Source organism: Paenibacillus nanchangensis, from assembly GCF_046543445.1.
Taxonomy (GTDB): domain Bacteria; phylum Bacillota; class Bacilli; order Paenibacillales; family Paenibacillaceae; genus Paenibacillus_AQ; species Paenibacillus_AQ nanchangensis.
In genome coordinates this window covers 82375-102198 of the sequence record NZ_JBHOFD010000018.1, presented here as the reverse complement: position 1 = coordinate 102198, position 19824 = coordinate 82375, and the positions used below count along the sequence as shown (strand labels likewise).

General features: G+C 48.3%; 11 protein-coding genes. 8 read left to right on the top strand and 3 right to left on the bottom strand.

All coding sequences use genetic code 11. From position 1 onward, the window contains the following. The first annotated feature begins 352 nt into the window (after positions 1-352). The 7 genes from ACE6ED_RS15900 to ACE6ED_RS15870 all read left to right on the top strand — a co-directional run bounded on the left by ACE6ED_RS15900 (position 353) and on the right by ACE6ED_RS15870 (position 15879). Positions 353-1321, top strand: coding sequence for a LacI family DNA-binding transcriptional regulator (locus ACE6ED_RS15900; RefSeq protein WP_410828174.1), 969 nt, complete (start codon positions 353-355; stop codon positions 1319-1321). 248 nt (positions 1322-1569) lie between these two features. Further along, positions 1570-2520, top strand: a complete 951-nt coding sequence (locus ACE6ED_RS15895) for an ABC transporter permease (RefSeq protein ID WP_410828173.1) — start codon at positions 1570-1572, stop codon at positions 2518-2520. Positions 2521-2533: 13 nt separating this feature from the next. Then, positions 2534-3430 carry a carbohydrate ABC transporter permease gene (locus ACE6ED_RS15890; protein WP_410828172.1) on the top strand — a complete coding sequence of 299 codons (897 nt, stop codon included), beginning with the start codon at positions 2534-2536 and terminating at the stop codon, positions 3428-3430. Between the two features lie 147 nt (positions 3431-3577). Beyond that, a complete protein-coding gene (locus ACE6ED_RS15885; RefSeq protein WP_410828171.1) occupies positions 3578-5206 on the top strand; it encodes an ABC transporter substrate-binding protein in 1629 nt (542 codons plus the stop codon). A gap of 24 nt (positions 5207-5230) precedes the next feature. Then, positions 5231-7699 (top strand): PfkB family carbohydrate kinase, encoded by a 2469-nt coding sequence (locus tag ACE6ED_RS15880; protein ID WP_410828170.1) that lies wholly within the window; start codon positions 5231-5233, stop codon positions 7697-7699. After that, the gene (locus ACE6ED_RS15875) at positions 7696-9975 is read left to right on the top strand and encodes a GH32 C-terminal domain-containing protein (RefSeq protein ID WP_410828168.1); all 2280 of its coding nucleotides are present in this window, start codon (positions 7696-7698) and stop codon (positions 9973-9975) included. The genes ACE6ED_RS15880 and ACE6ED_RS15875 overlap by 4 nt, the downstream gene beginning before the upstream one ends. 180 nt (positions 9976-10155) lie before the next feature. Further along, a complete protein-coding gene (locus ACE6ED_RS15870) occupies positions 10156-15879 on the top strand; it encodes a GH32 C-terminal domain-containing protein (protein WP_410828167.1) in 5724 nt (1907 codons plus the stop codon). Positions 15880-16038: 159 nt separating this feature from the next. Here the strand turns inward: ACE6ED_RS15870 and ACE6ED_RS15865 are convergent, their stop codons facing one another. The 3 genes from ACE6ED_RS15865 to ACE6ED_RS15855 form a co-directional block, all read right to left on the bottom strand. Beyond that, positions 16039-16752, bottom strand: coding sequence for a GntR family transcriptional regulator (locus ACE6ED_RS15865; protein WP_410828166.1), 714 nt, complete (start codon positions 16750-16752; stop codon positions 16039-16041). Between the two features lie 58 nt (positions 16753-16810). Continuing rightward, positions 16811-17431 carry a YczE/YyaS/YitT family protein gene (locus tag ACE6ED_RS15860; RefSeq protein ID WP_410828214.1) on the bottom strand — a complete coding sequence of 207 codons (621 nt, stop codon included), beginning with the start codon at positions 17429-17431 and terminating at the stop codon, positions 16811-16813. Between the two features lie 486 nt (positions 17432-17917). Beyond that, a complete protein-coding gene (locus tag ACE6ED_RS15855; RefSeq protein ID WP_410828165.1) occupies positions 17918-18586 on the bottom strand; it encodes a FadR/GntR family transcriptional regulator in 669 nt (222 codons plus the stop codon). Between the two features lie 284 nt (positions 18587-18870). Here ACE6ED_RS15855 and ACE6ED_RS15850 point away from each other — a divergent pair, with 284 nt between their 5' ends. Continuing rightward, the gene (locus tag ACE6ED_RS15850) at positions 18871-19824 is read left to right on the top strand and encodes a sugar kinase (protein WP_410828164.1); all 954 of its coding nucleotides are present in this window, start codon (positions 18871-18873) and stop codon (positions 19822-19824) included.

The window sequence follows — 19824 nt, the reverse complement described above, 5'->3', positions numbered from 1 at the left end:
TTGATTAAATCGACAGAAATGTTTTCCGGAATTGCCATCCGTTTGTATTAATGAAATTTGAAATAAACCCCAACTAGGGGAGATAGAGATTTATGAAGACGAACCCGCAAGCAGTCCAAACGGGAGAATAACCTTGGGTTGATCCAGCTCGGCTTTTATGAAGAGCCTTATAATGCTTCAGAAGCCGTCTTCAATCTATGAACCGATCTCCTACTTACCATAAAATGCAATTTTAGAAAATTACTATAGTTTCGATTTTGCAGTTCTAAATTTGAAACGTTTCCAATTTTGATATTGAAACGTTTCCAACTTAGTGTTATTATAACTTCACAAGAGAGTTCGGGGGTGCTGAATGACAAGCATTAAAGACGTAGCTAACTTAGCTGGCGTTGCTGTGGGAACCGTCTCGAGAGTCATTAACAACTCTGGAGCGGTAAAACCCGACACACGCAGAAAAGTGGAGCAGGCTATACAAGAACTAAATTATTTTCCTAATGAAGTGGCTAGAAATTTCAAAATGCAGAAATCGAAGATGGTGGCATTGCTGCTCCCAAGCATCTGGAACCCGTTTTTTTCCGAATTGGCTTACTACATTGAAGATGAATTGGACCGGGAAGGCTTTAAGCTTATGCTGTGCAATAGCGGCGGCAAACCGGAAAAGGAACTGTATTATGTGGATATGCTCCGGCAAAACAAAGTGGCCGGTATCGTAGGCATAACTTACAATGATATCGAAAATAATGTTAGCAACGACATTCCAATTGTAAGCATCGACAGACATTTTAACAAAAAGATCACCTGTGTGACCTCGGATAATTATGAGGGAGGACGGCTGGCCTTAAGGGAGCTTGTTCAAGCCGGGGCGAAAAAACTGGCATTTATAGGAAGCGTCACCTCTGTTTTCAGTGAAACCATGAATCGGAGAAAAGGGTTTGTTGATGAGGCGGAGGGTTTAGGCGTTGATTATGTGGTCTACGAAAAACCGGATCCCATTATAGACGATAGTGCCTATTTTGGCGAATTCTTTAATAAACACGGCGATGTGGACGGGATTTTTGCGATTACCGATATGCTGGCCGCCAATTATATCGAAAGAGCACGTAAACAAGGGATTCGTGTTCCGGAGGATGTAAAGGTCATTGGTTATGACGGCATTCAGGATCATCCTTATTTTCATCCTATCCTGTCAACGATCAGGCAGCCTGTGGAAGAAATGGCGCGGATGACAATCAGACTTCTCTATAACAAGATTGACGGGATTACCTTGGATAAGCAGGTGTATCGACTTCCTGTCACCTTCCGGCAAGGTGAAACTACATGATCTCCTTAGGAGCGGAAAAACATCAGTTCATTGGTGAGGATACAAGCTGACGTTTTTCCTTGCGCAAATTGGAAACGTTTCACATAAAGTGAAAATACTCAGTAAGTGAAAAATACTCAGTTCTTCTAGAGGTTAAACGAAACGATGACGGTCCCCCTCCTAAGGAAATGACTGTAAATGATGATTCTCATGTAAAATTGGAAACGTTTCAAGTTGGCTGGTACTTAACAGTGAAAGGGAGTATAAGTGTGAGCACAAGAATCAGTGCGCCGGATCACCCGGTAATCAAACCGACTCGCAAAAAGTGGAATCGTTTCAAACGAAATTATGAATTATATCTGTTTTTGCTGCCAATCGTTGTTCTTTATCTCGTATTCAAGTACTACCCCATGTACGGAGTGCAAATTGCTTTTAAGGACTTCTCACCAAGCCAGGGGATCTGGGGAAGTGAATGGGTAGGGTTCCAACATTTTATCGATTTTTTCGAATCTTATAACTTCTGGACCATCATCACGAATACACTCTCCCTCAGCTTTTTATCCCTGTTGTTTGGTTTCCCGGCTCCGATCATCATTGCGATTATGCTGAATCAGATGTTGGGCAAAACCTACAAAAAATTTGTGCAGACGGTAATTTACGCGCCGCACTTTATATCTACCGTGGTGCTTGTCGGCATGCTAAATGTCTTTTTATCACCGAACAGTGGAATTGTAAACCACATCATCACTTGGTTTGGCGGCGATCCTATTCTGTTTATGGCCGATGAAGGCTGGTTCCGTCCTTTGTATATTTTATCAGGGATATGGCAGGAAACGGGTTTCTCCACCATTATTTATCTGGCTGCCCTTGCCGGAGTCAATCCTGAACTGCATGAGGCCGCAATTATGGATGGAGCAAGCAAATGGAAGCGGGTATGGTATGTGGATATTCCGAGCATCCTGCCGACCATCGTCATCCTGCTGATCCTTGCGCTCGGCAATATCATGAGCATCGGCTTTGAAAAGGCATTTTTGATGCAGAGCGATTTGAACTACGCTACCTCCAATATTATCCCGACTTATGTGTATGAAATGGGGATTCAGAAGGCTCAATACAGCTTCTCCACCGCGGTTGGCCTGTTTAACTCACTTATTAACATTGTCCTGATTTTCACCGTTAACCGGATCGCTAAAAAAATGACAGAAACCAGTCTGTGGTAAGGAGGGGCTAACATTGAGCCAACTATTGAAACGCAAGAGCAGAGGGGACATATGGTTCGATATCATCAACTACTTTTTGCTGACCGTCATTATGCTGCTTGTACTATACCCGTTGTATTTTGTACTCGTTGCATCATTCAGTGATCCCAATTCTATCTACTCAGGTGAAGTATGGTTGTTTCCGAAGGGATTCACGATGGATGGATATGAGCGGATTTTTAGTGATTCGTCCATATGGATCGGCTATGCCAATTCCATTCATTATGCAACGCTGGGAACAATCATCGGCGTAGCTGTAACGGTGTTTGCGGCCTATCCGTTAGCCCGGAAAGATTTGGCGGGCAGATCCGTAATTATGTGGTTTTTGCTGGTTACGATGTTTTTTAGCGGAGGGCTCATTCCCACCTATTTGCTGATTAAGGATTTGCACCTGCTTAACACGATGTGGGCCCTTGTGATTCCCGGAGCCGGCGGCGTGTTCAATGTTATCATTGTCAGAACTTTTTTTCAGTCAACCATACCGGATGAAATGTGGGAAGCGGCATCCATTGACGGATGTTCCAACACCCGATTCTTCTGGAGCATTGTCCTGCCTTTGTCGAAGTCCATCTTGGCGGTCATGGTGCTGTATCATGTTGTTGGCTTCTGGAACGGATTTTTCGACGCCTTAATTTATCTGAACGATGAAAGCAAATACCCGCTGCAATTGGTGCTTCGCAATATTCTGGTTCAGAATCAGGTCAATTCGGGCATGATGATCGATGTCGAATCCTACGCAGCCAAAATGCGCGTTACAGAACTGATCAAATACGGCGTCATCATGGTATCCAGTTTACCACTGCTCATTTTGTATCCTTTCCTGCAAAAGTATTTCGTCAAAGGCGTGATGATCGGATCGATTAAGGGCTGAGGCTTGAGGCTATGGAGTTGAGCTTTGGGGATACCGGTGCTTGAAAGGGGGGATGTGCTCCAGAGATTTGTTATTCCATACGGTAGGGGCAGGGAAGCAAGCGGAAATATAGGCGATTGGGATGATTAAAAAGGGAGGTTATGTGAAATGAAGTCTTTATTCAAAAATGCGGGGATTCTGGCACTGGCCGGAGCATTTGCGCTAAGCGGCTGCTCCGGGAACAATGGCGGGTCAAAGAATCAGGCTGTAAATGCTGAACAAACAAAAGCGAATTTTAATCAGACGGGACTTCCGATTGTTAAGGAAGCCGTGTCATTAAGAATGGTTTCACCGAAGGCAGCATTGGCGCCAGAGTTCTCTGAAATGGAAATCTTTAAGCGGTTGGAAAAGGAGACCAACGTAAAGATTAGTTGGGAAAATATCCCCGATACCGATTATGCCGAAAAGAAAAACCTGCTGCTCGCGAGCGGAGATTTACCGGACGCCTTCTATGCCGCCGGATTTACCGATTACGAGCTAATCAACTATGGTGAAGACGGAACCCTAATCCCGCTGGAGGATTTAATTGATCAATATGCGCCTAATTTGAAAGCGCTTCTTGAGCGCCGTCCCGATATTAAATCCTCGCTCACAGCGCCGGATGGGCATATCTATGGGCTGCCATCCTGGGAAGAAAACAACCTTGGAACCAATCCCTTTTTTCACGTTATCAATAAGAGCTGGCTGGATAAGCTAGGCCTGAAAGTACCCGAAACACTGGATGAGTATACCGAAGCGCTGCTTGCTTTCAAAAATCAAGATCCGAATGGCAACGGGAAGCAGGATGAAATCCCGTTAAGTTTCATGCACATGCAGTGGTGTATGGATATTGCCGGTCTCTTTGGAGCTTTTGGGCTTCCGGATAACCTGGAGCACCGGGTGGTCCGCGACGGGAAAGTGATTTTTACCGCAACCCAGCCCGAATATAAGGAAGCTCTGAAATACTTCCATGAAAAGTGGTACAAACAGGGCCTGATTGATCCGGAATCCTTTACTCAAGACGCAGCACAATATCTGGCCAAAGGAAAGACAACAGAAGAAACTTTGGGTTCTTATATTTGGTGGGAAGTTGAAGAAGTTGTCGGACCCGAACGCGCCAAAGATTATGTACTTCTGTCTCCGCTCAAAGGCCCGAACGGGGAACAAATGATTGGACGCGCCAACGGCGGCGGGCCTGGACGCGGATCCTTTGTCATTACAAAAGCAAACAAAAACCCGGAAATCACAATGCGTTGGATCGACCAGCAGTTTGAACCTTACATGGCCGCTCAAATCCACTGGGGCCCGCTGGATGTCGTATACAAAAAGGACGAAAACGGAAAACTTGTGAATCTGCCGCTTCCTGAGGGAACCTCAGCCGGTGAATTCCGTCAAAAGGTGGCCCCGGGATCGGGTGCACCTGGCGTCATTACGATTGATGACTTCGGAAAAGTTGTCGATTTGGAACCCCGGGCACAACAGCGTGCCGATGATCTGGAGAAATACTACAACCCGTTTATGGAAAAGGAAAACTATCCGAGTATTTTCTTTGAGCCGGAAGAACTGGACACCATCAACAAGATTGAGCCTGAACTAATCAAGTATGTAAATACCCAAAGAGGAAAATTTATTGTGGATGGCGGCGTTGATGAAGAATGGGACAACTATGTAAAGACCCTGGAAAAAATGGGTCTGAACGAATTGATGGAGATTTATCAGAACGGATTGGATCGTTATAACGCAAATCTGAAGAAATAAATAGAAGATAGGTGGGGAGAAATTGTGCTTGATGTGATTTCTATCGGAGAAGCGTTGATAGACTTTACTCCAGCAGGCCGTACAGCCGGGGGGAACGAGCAGTTTGAATGCAATCCGGGTGGTGCTCCGGCTAATGTAGCCGCGGCGCTGTCCCGCCTGGGTGCCAAATCGGCGCTGATCAGCAAGGTGGGCGAAGACCAATTTGGTGCATTGCTGCATAATACTTTGCTCAGCATCGGGGTAGATGTTACAGGAGTTTCAACAACTAATGGAGCGGGTACAACCCTGGCATTTGTTCATCTCGATGATCAGGGGGACAGAACGTTTAGCTTTTTTCGGAAGCCGGGAGCGGATACATTTTTACACCCGCAGGATCTCCCTCTCGAGCGTATTGAAGCCAGTAGGGTACTTCATTTCGGCTCGTTATCCATGACCCAGGAGCCTGCCCGCTCAGCTACCCAAACGGCAGTTGTTCAGGCCAAGGAAGCCGGAGCTCTGCTCTCATTTGATCCAAATATCCGGTTTGCGTTATGGGAGAGTAAAGAGGAAGCGAGGCAAAATATTGTTTGGGGCTTAAATTATGCCGATATCCTGAAAATCTCGGAAGAAGAGCTTACTTTTATTACAGGCACCAGCGAGGTGGAAAAAGGTTCACTAGAGCTCCAGCAACAATTCGGTATCGTGTTGATCGTCGTTACTTTAGCGGACAAAGGCTGCTATTACCGTTTGGCTGGTCAGGATGGATACGTGCCCGGGTTTAAGGTCAAGGCCATCGACACCACAGGAGCCGGCGATGCTTTTTTGGGCTGCTTGCTGTATAAAATCCTGGGAAGTGGAAGTTCATTACATGAGCTGACCAACCAGCAAATGATTGAGATGCTGACTTTTGCCAATGCCGGCGGAGCGTTAGTAACAACACGAAAGGGGGCTCTGGGGTCCATGCCGACGACAAACGAGATTAACCAGATGATAGAGTCCGGAGAGCAAAATACGGAGGAACGTTTCAGACCGGGGTTTCACTTTTCACCTTCCTCCAACTGGGCAAATGATCCAAACGGTTTAGTCTATTATGAGGGAAGCTATCATCTCTTTTATCAATATCATCCTTACAGCAATAAATGGGGACCCATGCATTGGGGGCATGCGGTAAGCCGGGATCTGGTTCACTGGGAGCATGCCCCGGTTGCCTTATTCCCGGATGAGCATGGCGCGATTTTTTCCGGCTGCTGCGTAGTGGACTGGAACAATAGCAGCGGTTTATTTGAAGATTCCCCTGGACTCGTTGCGATCTTTACCCATGCGGACACCCATCCGGAGACCGGGCAGCCGCGCCAGCGGCAGAGCTTGGCTTACAGCCGCGATAAAGGCCAAACCTGGCACAAGTATGACGGAAATCCGGTGCTCTCCGAAGAGGAACTTATTGACTTCCGGGATCCGAAGGTATTTTGGCATCCGCAAAGTGAGCGGTGGATTATGGTTATTGTTGCGGGAGACCATGCACGGTTTTATGCATCTCCCAATCTGCGTGAATGGACACTGACCGGTGAGTTCGGCAGAGGAGAAGGTTCGCATGACGGCGTATGGGAATGCCCGGATCTGTTTGAACTGCCGGTGGATGACACCGGTCGTACCAAATGGGTGCTTATCATAAGCATTGGGGATAATCCGGACTGTCCGGAAGGATCGCGTACGCAATATTTTGTTGGAGAGTTCGATGGAAACACGTTCATTAATGATAACCCGGCTGATCATATCCTGTGGCTGGATCATGGCAGAGACAACTATGCAGGAGTTACGTGGTCGGATCTACCCGAGCAGGATGGACGGCGTGTACTCATCGGGTGGATGAGCAACTGGAAGTACGCCAACGAGACACCAACCGGCTCATGGAGAGGCGCAATGACTTTGCCTCGCGTCTTGTCGCTGACCAGCAAGAAAGGGAGCGTAGTTCTAACCCAAACGCCTGTCCGGGAAGTAGAGCAGCTGCGCGCAGACTCTATGATCTGGAATGAGGTTGAAATTACCCCCGAGAATCCGTTCAGTCAAAAAACGGGGACCGAACTGATAGAGATGGAAGCGGAGATCGATGTCCAGTCTGGAGACAAGGTGCAGATTCATCTGCGATCCTCTGAACATAGCGAAATGGTTATCGGATATAACCCGGCTAAGGAATGGCTGTTTATAGACCGTTCGAAATCGGGAGTAACGGATTTCCATCCGTCTTTTGCGAGCCGGCACGGAGCAAGCCTTGCAGCTGAAGACGGACGAATCAAGCTGCAGATTTGGCTGGACCGTAACGCGGTTGAAGTGTTTGCGAACAACGGGTTGGTTGTGCTGACCGATCAGTTTTTTCCTGATGCTCCAATAGAAAACATTGAGGTGAAAACAGAAGCAGGCCGTGTTGTCCTGAACTCGCTCCAAGTCCATTTGCTTAAGTCTATTCATGACAAAGAGGAAAGTAGAGGGCAGGAATCAAAGGGGGATGATGCATGAGCGTCACAACAGATAACCGGGGATTATTAATGCATTGGGCATTTGATGAAGGAACCGGAGCAAGCGCTATGGAGGGGGTATCCAAGACCCTTAATGATATCCGCTATGTATTTAACCAGGCAGAGTTTACCGAACCTTGCGCTCCGCAATGGAGACGAGGGGTAACGGGGAGCGGGCTCCTGTTTGATGGCTACTCAACCTATATTGTTCATCCCGCTCACGAAGACAATCAAAGTGGCGGGCCTAATCATTTGTCCGCATTAAGTATCGGTGTATGGATTGCGCCGCGTACTTTTGAATGGGGGCATGAAGGGAAACTGGCCGCCATAGTGAACCGCTACGATAAGGAGCGTAAGCAGGGGTATCTGCTTGGCATGTTCCGTCATGGCTCATGGTCCTTCCAAATCGGACTGGAGGGAGGAGACTGGAAGGAAATCTGGTCGCCGGACGGCCATGAACTGCCCAAAAATGAATGGTCATACGTAAATGCCGTGTTTAATGGGGATGAGGGCGAACTTAAGCTGTATTTGAATGGCTGCGAAATTGCTTCGGAAGTTCTTACCCGCGGTTCGCGTCTGGTTGAGGCAGCGGGCACAGATCTGCTTATTGGGAAAAATAATCACAGCAGCTCGCTCGCGGGAGTCTTCAGCCTTCATATGTTTAGCGGCATTATGGATGAACTGAAACTCTATAACCGGGCACTTAGTGCGGAAGAGGTGGCCTCTTCTTATCAGGATGTGCTGGATTCAGCACATGGAGGCGTCCGGCCGCCATTGCAATATGACGAAATTAAACTGGACCGTACACCTTTGCTGGCAGACCGGCACAGACCGCAATATCATGTCAGCCCGCCGGCTCATTGGATGAACGAGCCGCACGCGCCGGTTTATTTTGAAGGACAATATCACTTATTCTATCAGCATAACCCTCAGGGGCCGTTTTTTCATCATATCCATTGGGGACATTGGGTGAGCAAGGATCTGGTGCATTGGCGTGATCTGCCCATAGCTCTGGCGCCTGAGAAGGATCAGCTTGCACCGGACGGCATATGGTCCGGAAGCGCGTCCTATGATGCGGACGGCCTTCCTGTCTTGTTTTTTACAGCGGGCAATGACAGTGCTTCTCCAAACCAAAGCGTCGCGCTTGCAAGAAGCACCTATTCCGAAGACAAAGACCCTGATCTGGTCCGGTGGGTCAAACATCCCGAGCCGCTTATTGTACAGAAGAAGGGAATAGGAGCATTCGGAGATTTCCGTGATCCGTTTGTATGGAAGGATGCGGACGGCTGGTATGCCCTGGTCGGATCGAGGATGGAAGGAGGAGGCGGCGCAGCGTTGGCCTTTGCTTCAGAAGATATGTTGAATTGGACGTACAAAGGTCCTTTTTTTCAAGCGGATATTCAGAAGTTCCCCTATCTTGGGCCCATTTGGGAGCTTCCTGTCCTGCTTCCTCTTGGCGCCGACAAGCATGGCGATTTCAAGCATCTTCTGCTGGTCAGCCCTGTTGGAGCGGGTGCTGATGTCGAGGTGTTTTATTGGATCGGGAAGCTCGACCAAACCAGCCTGTCATTCCTGCCGGATCATGAGGAACCTCAATTGATTGATGTCGGCGATTTCCATTTTACCGGTCCCAGCGGCATGGTCGATCCGGTAACCGGCAGGAACATCATTTTTACAATCGCCCAAGGAGACCGTACATCCGAACTGGAGTACCAATCGGGCTGGGCTCATAACGGCGGCCTTCCGCTAAGCGTATATTTGAGAGAGGATGGACGGCTGGGAATCGAGCCGATTCAAGAGCTTCAATCGCTGCGCGGCGAAAATCGGCTATCGCTTCGGGACAAGACATTAGCTGAAGCAAATGATCTGCTCAAGGAGATTCAAGGCGATATGCTCGAGATCCAATTGGAGCTTGCGCCGGGCAGCGCCAACCAACTCGGACTCAAGGTCCGGCAGTCGCCGGGTGGTGAGGAAGAAACACTGCTGTATTACGATATAAACGATGCGATGCTATTGGTTGACCGGACCAAAACAACACTGCATCCCGGTGAAAGGTGTAAAGGGATCCAAGGCGGGAAGCTGGAGCTGTCAGGAGAGAATCTGAAGCTGCATCTCTATCTGGACCGATCAATGGTCGAAGTGTATGCCAACGGATTAAAAAGCTTGACGACCCGGGTATATCCGAGCCGCTTGGATGCCATGGGACTAGAGATCTGGGGAGATGGCGATCTACTGGTGAAGTCGATGGAAATATGGGAGATGCAGTCCATATGGTAACGGGAGCGCTTCGGCGCTCTTTACCGTATAATAGTAAACTTTATACGTCACTAGCCTTTGTGTAAGCGCTTTAATTGAGTCTGTTCTTATTTCATTATTATGCATTCATGTATAGTAGAGCAATTTGCAAATTGCGAATAAAAGTTTGTATGAATAAGAATGAACGAAGGAGGCTCATTGATGAAATACAAAAGAAGTAATATATTGATCTCGAGAATGGCTGTTGTGGTTATGATCCTTCAACTTGTAGCTCCAGGAATTTCTGCCGCAGCAGGAGTTACAGCAGAGAATATATCTATTTCAAAGGCGATAGGACCGTCCGTTACGGATGCGGTTTATCAGAGTCCAAATGATGGTTTGGGTGTCTTGGTTACAGATTCCGTCTATGAAATTATCAACCCGGGTTTTGAAACAGGAGACATGACAGGCTGGACCGTTATCAAGGGGAAGGCGTTTGGACCGAACAGCGTATCGGACGAAACCACTTGGTGGGCGGAAGAAATCCCGTATAACCAAGAAGGGAATTATCACTTGAACGGCTGGAAATATAACGAGGGTGAAACAGGAGTGCTCCGGTCCAGCACCTTCGAGTTGGGCGGCAGCGGCTGGATCAGTTTTAAGCTCGGCGCCGCCAAAAATTCTGACAAGGCTTACGTAAATATCGTAGAAGCCGATTCGGGTCAGGTCATTGCCAGGTATGGCAATAACAAATTTTCAGACGCTGGTTTTCCGAATCCCGCTCAGGGAATGCGGCTTGCCAATATGGAGCAATACAAGGCTAATCTTTCCGAATACTTGGGCAAGAAGCTGTATGTTGAGATCGTAGATAATGCAACCTCGGACTGGGGATTGATTTTTGCTGATGCATTCTTTATGTATCATGAATCAGAGCCGGCTGAAGGCGTTGTAGCCACGGATATTAAGCCGGACTTCAAGCGCTACCAAATCGAGAATCCAAGCTTTGAAACCGGTGATCTGACCGGGTGGACCGTTATGGAAGGTGAAGCGTTTGGGACGGACAGCGTATCGGACGAAACTACCTGGTGGGCGGAACAAATCCCGTATAACCAGGAGGGCACCTATCATTTAAACGGCTGGAAATACAATGAAGCGGCAACAGGAGTGCTTCGTTCCAGCACTTTTGAGCTAGGAGGAACAGGCTGGATCACCTTCAGACTGGGCGGAGGCAAGCACACGGATCAGGCCTATGTCAGCATTAGCGATGCGGATACGGGAAAACTGATTGCCAGATATGGAAACAGCGAGTTTAACGATTCTGGCTTTCCGGATCCGGCGCAGGGCATGAGGCTCGCGAATATGCAAGAATATAAAGCCGACCTGTCCAAGTACATCGGCAAAAGACTATATATCGAGATCGTCGACCATGCACTCTCGGATTGGGGTGTGATTTTTGCGGATGCTTTCCACACCTTTAATGAAATGGTTCCTGATAAGGGGATTATGGCTGACAATATTATCCCGACCGAAATTGCGAACCGCGGTTTTGAGACTGGAACTTTTGAAGGCTGGACGGTTGACGGAGATGCCTTTCAAGTGACGGATGAATCCGCTGCCGGTAAAGAAGGCAGCTTCTATGCCAAGTCCAGTGTGGAAGGGGAGGGTTCAATCACTTCCAGCGCCTTCACCCTTAAAGGGAATGGAACCATTACCTTTTCCGTTGTAGACATCGTTCATCCTGAGGACGTCTATGTCGCACTATATGATGCAAGCACGAACGAACTGCTTAAACAAACCGGTAATGTGAGTGCAAATGACAATATCACTTGGAATGTGTACGAACATTATAATAAGAGGCTTTATATCAAGGTTGTCGATCGGTCGAATCAGTCACGTATTTCAGTTGATGCTTTCCAGGCAAACGGTACGGGCAACATTTTCTATATGAATTTCGATGAAGGCCAAGGAAAGAAGGCGTTGGAGCAAGTAAGCAATTTGGAGCATGAGGTCAACTACGTATTTAACAACGCCAGATACATGGCCTCCAAGGATCCGAGATGGACTCCTCGCGGAGTAAAGGGCGGCGCCCTGCTGTTTGACGGGTACTCGAATGATATTGAGGTTAACGCGAAGAATACCATCCCCGTAAGCGATGCTCTAACGATCGAAGCCTGGGTGGCTCCGCGCAGCTATGAGTGGGGAGACGGCAATAAGTTGTCTGCCATCGTGAATCAATCTGATCAGGATAAGGCTGAAGGCTTTGCGCTTGGCATGTACCGGCATGGCACATGGTCCATGCAGGCAGGAATCGGCGGTCAGTGGATTCAGGTATGGGTTAACGATCATCCGCTTGAGAAATATAAGTGGAATTATATCGCCGCCACCTTCGACAAGGGGACTGGAGAGATTAAATTATACCTGAACGGTGAGCAGGTTGCCTCCCAGGCAACCCCCATTAATGTTCCGATCACATCCTCTTCAGCAAGCCTGATGATCGGTAAAAATAATAAATCCGTAGAGTTCGCAGGCCTATTCTCTTACAACATGTTCAGCGGACTCATCGATGAGGTGAAACTGCAGAACACAGCGCTCACGAGCCAGGAGATCCTTGCTGAATACGAGAGTGTAAAAACGCTTCACGGCGGCGCGGTTCCGGACATTCCAAATGGGGATATCGATGAGGACCCCAGTGTGTTCGACGGAGATCAGCATCGTCCGCAATACCATGCGATGCCTCCGCAAAACTGGATGAATGAAGCGCATGCGCCGATTTATTATAACGGCAAATATCATTTGTTCTATCAGCATAATCCGCAAGGTCCGTATTGGCACCAAATCCACTGGGGGCATTGGGTGAGTGACGACATGGTGCATTGGGAGAATGTGAGGCTCGCGCTTGCACCTGAAGCAGGTACTCTTGATCCTGATGGCGCATGGTCGGGAAGCGCAGCCTATGACCGGGATGGCAACCCTGTTCTCTTCTATACCGCCGGTAATGACGCTTTATCGCCGAACCAGCGAACAGGGCTGGCAACACCGGCTGATTTGTCGGATCCTAATTTGGAGAAGTGGGAGAAGTACCCTGAACCGGTTACGGAGCAGAATGGTAACGGTATCCATAATGAGTTCAGGGACCCGTTTGTGTGGTATGACCAAGAGACGGATAAGTGGTATCAGCTGGTAACCTCCGGTTTGAAAGATTTCAGCAGCGGCACGGCTCTGGTATATGAATCCAACGATATGTACAACTGGGAGTATAAGGGGCCACTATACATCAGTGACAGAAACTTGTATCCCGAACTTGGTACGGTATGGGAACTGCCGGTGCTGCTGCCGTTAGGACAGGATAGCACAGGCAAGCAAAAGTATATTTTTATGATTAATCCGCATGAGAAACCGGAGCAGGTTCCGCCGGCGAACGATGTGAAAAGAGATGTTGAGGTGTTCTATTGGATTGGAACCTGGGACCGGGATCACTTTAAATTCATACCCGATCAGGATGCTCCATCCAAAATGGATGTGGGTGATGGCTATTTAACCGCAGAAAGCGGTATGGTCACCCCTGACGGAAGAACGGTCGTGTTCTCCATGGTGCAGAATGTAAGAACACCGCAGGCTGAATACCAAGCCGGATGGGCTCATAATCTGGCGCTGCCGGTTTCTCTGAGTTTGGATGAGCAGGATGAGCTGCGCATTGAGCCGATTCAGGAATTACAGAGTCTGCGGGGTGCCAAATTGGTTGATTTTGCGGACAAAAATCTGGAGAAGGCCAATCAATTGATTCAAAATGTCAAAGGCGACCTGCTGGAAATTGTGATGGAGATTGATCCGGGCGAAGCACAGAAATTTGGACTTAAAGTACGGCGCTCCGATAACGGCCAAGAGGAAACGCTGATTTACTACGACAAGACGGATGGAACCTTTAACGTGGACCGGACCAAGAGCAGCATTGACCCGGATGTGCGCGGTGACGGTATTCAGGGCGGATATGTGGATTTGGACGGAGAGAATCTGAAGCTGCATATTTATCTGGACCGCTCGGTTGTAGAAGCTTTTGCGAATTACAAGAAAAAATTGACCACACGTGTCTATACAGGAAGATATGATTCCTTGGGCCTCAAGGTGTGGGCCGACAACGATATTACGGTCAAGTCGATGGAAGTATGGAATATGAATGCTTTGACAGGTGAACCGGCTGCTCCTGTTGATGTGCCTGACAACTGGGACAATTCTGTATACACCGATATTACGGATCTGCCTAACCATGATTTTGCCACAGGAGACTTATCGGGCTGGATTACAGAAGGAGACGCCTTTCAGGATGTTCATGTAACGGATGAACAGTTTTTCTGGGAGACGATCTATTTCAATCCGTCGCATAAGATTCCTGGCGGCTATCATTTGTGGGGCTTTAATGAGGAGGCTGGCGGCGACAGCTTGACGGGAACCTTGAAATCACAGCCTTTCGTCCTTGGCGGGAACGGCAAGATCAACTTCCTGGTCAGCGGCGGACGCGATATCGAAAAGCTGTACGTGGCGCTGGTCCGGGCATCGGATGGAAAGGAGCTGTTCAAAGAGACAGCCACGAATTATGAGGAGTATCAACGTAAAATATGGGATGCATCGCAGTATATCGGACAGGAGCTTTATATTAAGGTGGTTGACCAATCCACAGGCGGTTTCGGACATATTAACGTGGATGATTTTAATGTACCGGTTAAGGTGCAAAATCCTACTGACCCGACGGACCCGACCAGCCCAACGGGTCCAACTGACCCGTCTGGCCCAACAAACCCTTCCGGTCCAATCGGTCCAAGCGATTCAACCAGTTCTCCGAGTCAGCCTGTAAATCAGAAAAGCAAACCGGACAGTCAGGGCAGCTTGTTATTCGAGATGGAAAAAGGAGAGCGACAGGTACAGTTCCTTGCGACGCTGGCAGCAAATGAAGGTAAGAATGCCCTGAAGATCAAACATACAGATGTGGAAATTGAAATTCCCGCAGACGTATTAAAGGATTTACAGTCAATGGTTACCGGCAGCGAGTTGCAGCAGGCAAAGATCTCCTTTGAAATGGAAACTTTAACTTCAGAGCAGAGCAAAGAGCTGGTTAGGCAAGCTGGTCAGAGAAATCAGGCAGCCATTTCAGTGGCCGGAGAGATTTACGAATTTAAATTGTCTATTGTAAAGCCCGATGGAACGAAACTAACGCTCGAGAAGTTTTCCCAACCCGTTACTATCAGATTGAATGCGCTGGAGAATTCTCGTCAAGATTTAACGGGCATTTATTACATCGCAGATGACGGCAGACTGGAATATAGGGGTGGAACCTATGTGGACGGTAAATGGACGGCAGGTGTAAGACATTTCAGTAAGTATGCCATCCTTACTTATGATAAATCATTTGAAGATTTCCATGCCTCCTATTGGGCCCATGATGTTATAAAAAGGATGGCTGCGAAGCAAATTGTTCTGGGTGTGAGTGAAGCTGCATTCGCTCCAATGCAAAAGGTAAGCAGAGCTGAGTTCGCTTCCTTGATTACTCGCACACTCGATATAACAGGGGCGAATTTCACCATATGCAAGGATGTAGCACCCACGAAGTGGTATGCTTCTTCTATTGCAGCTGCATACGAAGCGGGGATTGTAACCGGAAGAAGCACGGATACCTTTTCGCCGGAGGACACCCTAAGTCGTGAAGAAATGGCGTCCATGATTTACAAAGCATATCTGTTTCATACAGGACAGGAGGATGTTGTTAACCGTCGCCAAAGCAATTTCAAAGACGACGCTACAATAAGCGGTTGGGCTGCAGATGCAGTGGCTGCCTTAAAGGAGCTAGGATTAGTTAAAGGGCGCGGTAACCAGTTATTCATGCCTCATGAAACTGTGAACCGTGCAGAAAGTGCGCAAATTATCTCACTGCTACTTGATGTATTAAATAAATAACAGTTAAGAGAAAGCCGGAGTAGCAAGGTTATGTCAGCCGCCTTCGCTATAACTCCGGCTTTCTCTGCATTATACCGAGAATCATACTACGAAAGAAGGAGTTCACACCGACATACAGCTTTGCTGAAATCCTATGCGGATAACTTACTATGCGGATTGCTACAGCAGAAACTGATACCGGCCGCCGATAAAATATTGCTTGCCCGTATGAACCGGCTGGTTATTCTGATCGCAAATGACGGTTCTCATGTAAAAAAGCGCTTCGCCAATCGGAATCTCCAGCAGATTGGCCTGCTGCTCATCCGCGAGCGCGAGCTTCAGGATCGTTTCGCCCGGCTTGCCGGGATCGATCTGGTATTTGGTGCGCAGCAGATCATAAAGGGAACCGTCCAGCGGCTCATGCATCAGAAACGCAAACCGGCTGTAGTCAAAATAGTTATTCTCCAGCATAAGCGGCAGGCCGCCGGCGTATCTTTTGCGCTGGATGTACAGCACCTGGTCACCCGGATGCAGCCGCAGCCGCTCGGCGGTGTCATGATCCGCCTTCAGAAGCTTGCGCTCGGTCACAAAACTCTGGGAAGGAAGCCCGCTAGCTTGGCACGCGGCGGAGAAGCTGGCGGCATGGCTGATTTTGCGATCGGCCCGGGACGTGTTGACGAAGGTGCCTTTGCCCTGCCGCTTCACCAGATAGCCTTCCTGAACCAGCTCCGCAACGGCTTTGCGCACCGTGATCCGGCTGACCGAATACATCCTGCTAAGCTCCGTTTCGGTCGGGATCTGGCCGCCTTCCTTGAGGGTCCGGTTTTGAATGGCGGACTGGATTGCTTTTTTTAACTGAATATATAAAGGTTGTTCGTTCCCCGCGTTTAACATGGTGCACCCTCGCTTATTATTTACATCGTGTACTCGTAATAGTTCATTTTTGATAGAGTTAGGTAGTTGTCTGGTGGGTATTACCATGCGGCAGTTTGTCCAAAACTTTTTGTGTTAGCGGCATAAATAAACTAAGAATGATACCTCCCAAACAAACGGTCAGCAGAGTGCCCATGCCAATAGGGCCATTAAAAATAAGGGCGGCAAGCAAAAAAGTCAGGTAGATCATGGTTCGAGTAAACAAAATATTAAGCCGGGTTACGGCTTGAAGTACCAAAGTTAACCGATCCACCGGAGTAGGCGCATAGTTCGTGTACAAATAGATGGATGTTCCCAACCCGATTGTAAGGATTCCGGCAGTATAACAAACAATCTTACTAAGCCATAGCTCCGGCTGAATCAAAGGGGTTAATAAATGGAGCCATAAATCGATGCCGAGACCTGTAATACAAGCCGTTAACAAGCCTGGAAATTCTGGTCTTTGCCGGGATAATCCCGAATTACAGCCAATTAGCAGAAGGGCAATCAGCACTTCCCACGTTCCGACGGAAAAACCGCAGTTCGAGGATAAGCCAACTAGAAGCGCATCAAATGGCGAAGCGCCAAGATCAGAGAGAATCGTTAGGGAAACTCCAAACGTCAGCACCATAATCCCCCAGCAAAAAAGGAAAAACGTTATAAAGTTAAATTTCTTTGTCTTTGCGAAGCGGGGGGTTATTCCGGCTCGGTGGTTTATGATATTTGTTTTGGATTCAGACATTTTTTAATCCTTCCCAAGTATGTTTTTACGGGGAATCTTCATAACAAAAAAAGAGACCGTTTCGAAATCTGTGACTATTACAAAGTCAGTGACCCATAACAAGTATAGTCAAAACTCATTTTGTTGTAAATACAACAAAATAGAATGATCTTTACCGGTAGTGTTATAGGGTGAATGCTGTACCGCAAATGCTGTACCGCAAATGCTATAAGGCGACGCGCTATGCAACAATGCTATGCAACAACCCCTCCCGCTCAAAAGCATCGGTCCCGCATCTTGGTAGTAAATAATTGTTCTAAACCTTCTACAAGGGTGCGTGTAAACAGCAAAAAGACGTGTCCCGGTTGACCGTTCACAACGACCATGGATTCCGGTACACGTCTAAACTGCATTCTTTTGTTCCAATCACTTTTTTAAAGCTTGCAGCATGTCATTGATATGATAATACATCAGCTGTCTGGCCTGCTCAGGGTGCCGTTCTTCGATAGCGATAGCGATTAAAATATGATAATTCGAAGCTTTGGTTCTCATATGCGGTAAGGTGTTGGTTTGCTTGCGGCCTTCGGCCAGCAGGGGATAAATGGATTCCATCATCCGCAGCAGGACGGGGTGCTGGGCTGATCCGGCAATCAGCCGGTGAAAAGACAAATCGGTGTCCAGAAACGGACCGCCGTCCTCCATTTGGCGGACCATGGCATCCGCCATTTCCCGCAGCTGCTTAACCTCGGCAGGCGTGGCTCGTTCGGCGCTCAACGCGGCCAGTTCCGGTTCGATCAGTAATCGGGCCTCCAGCAGTTTAACTAGCGAAATATCCCCGAGTTCCTTTAAATCAGCCGTAGGATCTTCCAGCAATAAGGGATCGTTCCGGACATACATTCCCCGGCCGTGTTCAATACTGACATTCCCCTGGCTTTCAAGTGCCCTCAAGGCTTCTCTGACGGTAGTAACGCTGACCTCCAGCTCCTTCGAGATCTGTTGAAGCGTCGGGATCCTCGATCCGGGCGGCCACTCTCCATCCACAATTTTCTTTTTAAGCAAATCTATCGTCGTAGTGAATGTGCTTTTTTTCATCATCGGCGTCCCCTGTGCTTCATATATAATCCTCATTTTAGCATAGACTTTCCTCAACCCGCTAATGCAATAGACATATTGACATCGGAATTTAAAGATAATATGATACCAGCATAAACATACTATCTATTTTTGCATAAACGCTCTTTCTTTATACTTTAACTGCTTTATTATGCGAAAAAGATCAGTTCTTTTCGTGTTCATTATCTGTTGAGTGAAATTGATATGATCTATTTTCGCATTTAGTTAAGCAGCCTATCAGCTGCTGAACCTAAGGAGGAGATCGGGTGGAGGTTGTAACTTTTGGCGAGTCGATGGTCCTGTTTAGCGGGGACCGGGAGTTGCCGCTGGAATACGTACATCAGTTTCATAAACAAATGGCGGGAGCGGAATCCAATGTAGCGATCGGGCTGGCCAGATTAGGCCATTCTGCAGGCTGGTTCAGCAAGCTGGGGCAGGATCCTTTTGGACGATATCTTTTGCAGAGCGTTCGGGGTCAAGGCGTGGATACGTCCCGCTGTACCTATACCGATGCTGCCCCAACGGCCGTATTTTTCAAAGAACGAAAGTCCGCCGGAAAAACTCAAGTGTACTACTATCGCCAAGGGTCAGCGGCCAGCCTGATGACGAAAGAGGAACTGGATGAATCTTATATTGCCCAGGCCAAAATTCTGCATGTTACCGGGATTACTCCAGCCTTGAGCCAAAGCTGCTACGAGCTGACGCTGCACGCGATGGATGTAGCAAAACGCCATCAAGTTACCGTTGTGTTTGATCCCAATATCAGATGGAAGCTTTGGACACGCGAAACGGCCAAAGCGAGGCTGACCGAACTGGCTGGAAAGGCGGATTATATCCTTCCCGGATTGGATGAAGGCGAGTTTTTGGCCGGCCGGCCGGAGCCTGAGGAAATCGCCGGATTTTTCCTTAAGCTTGGCGCTACAGGGGTTATCGTCAAACTTGGCAAGGACGGCGCATATTATCAGTCATCAACGGAGCGGGGGCATGTGCCTGCCATTCCCGTTCAGGAGGTAGATCCCGTAGGGGCGGGAGACGGGTTTGCCGCCGGGTTCATCAGCGGGCTGCTGCGCCGGGACACTCTGGCTGATGCCGTCTTAAGGGCAAATGCCGTAGGTGCCATCGTGGTTGGCGTCCGAGGGGACACCGAAGGGCTTCCCAATGAAGAAGAACTGCAAAGCATGCTGAGCGGGCAAACCGGTTATCAAAACGTTGAGCGTTAA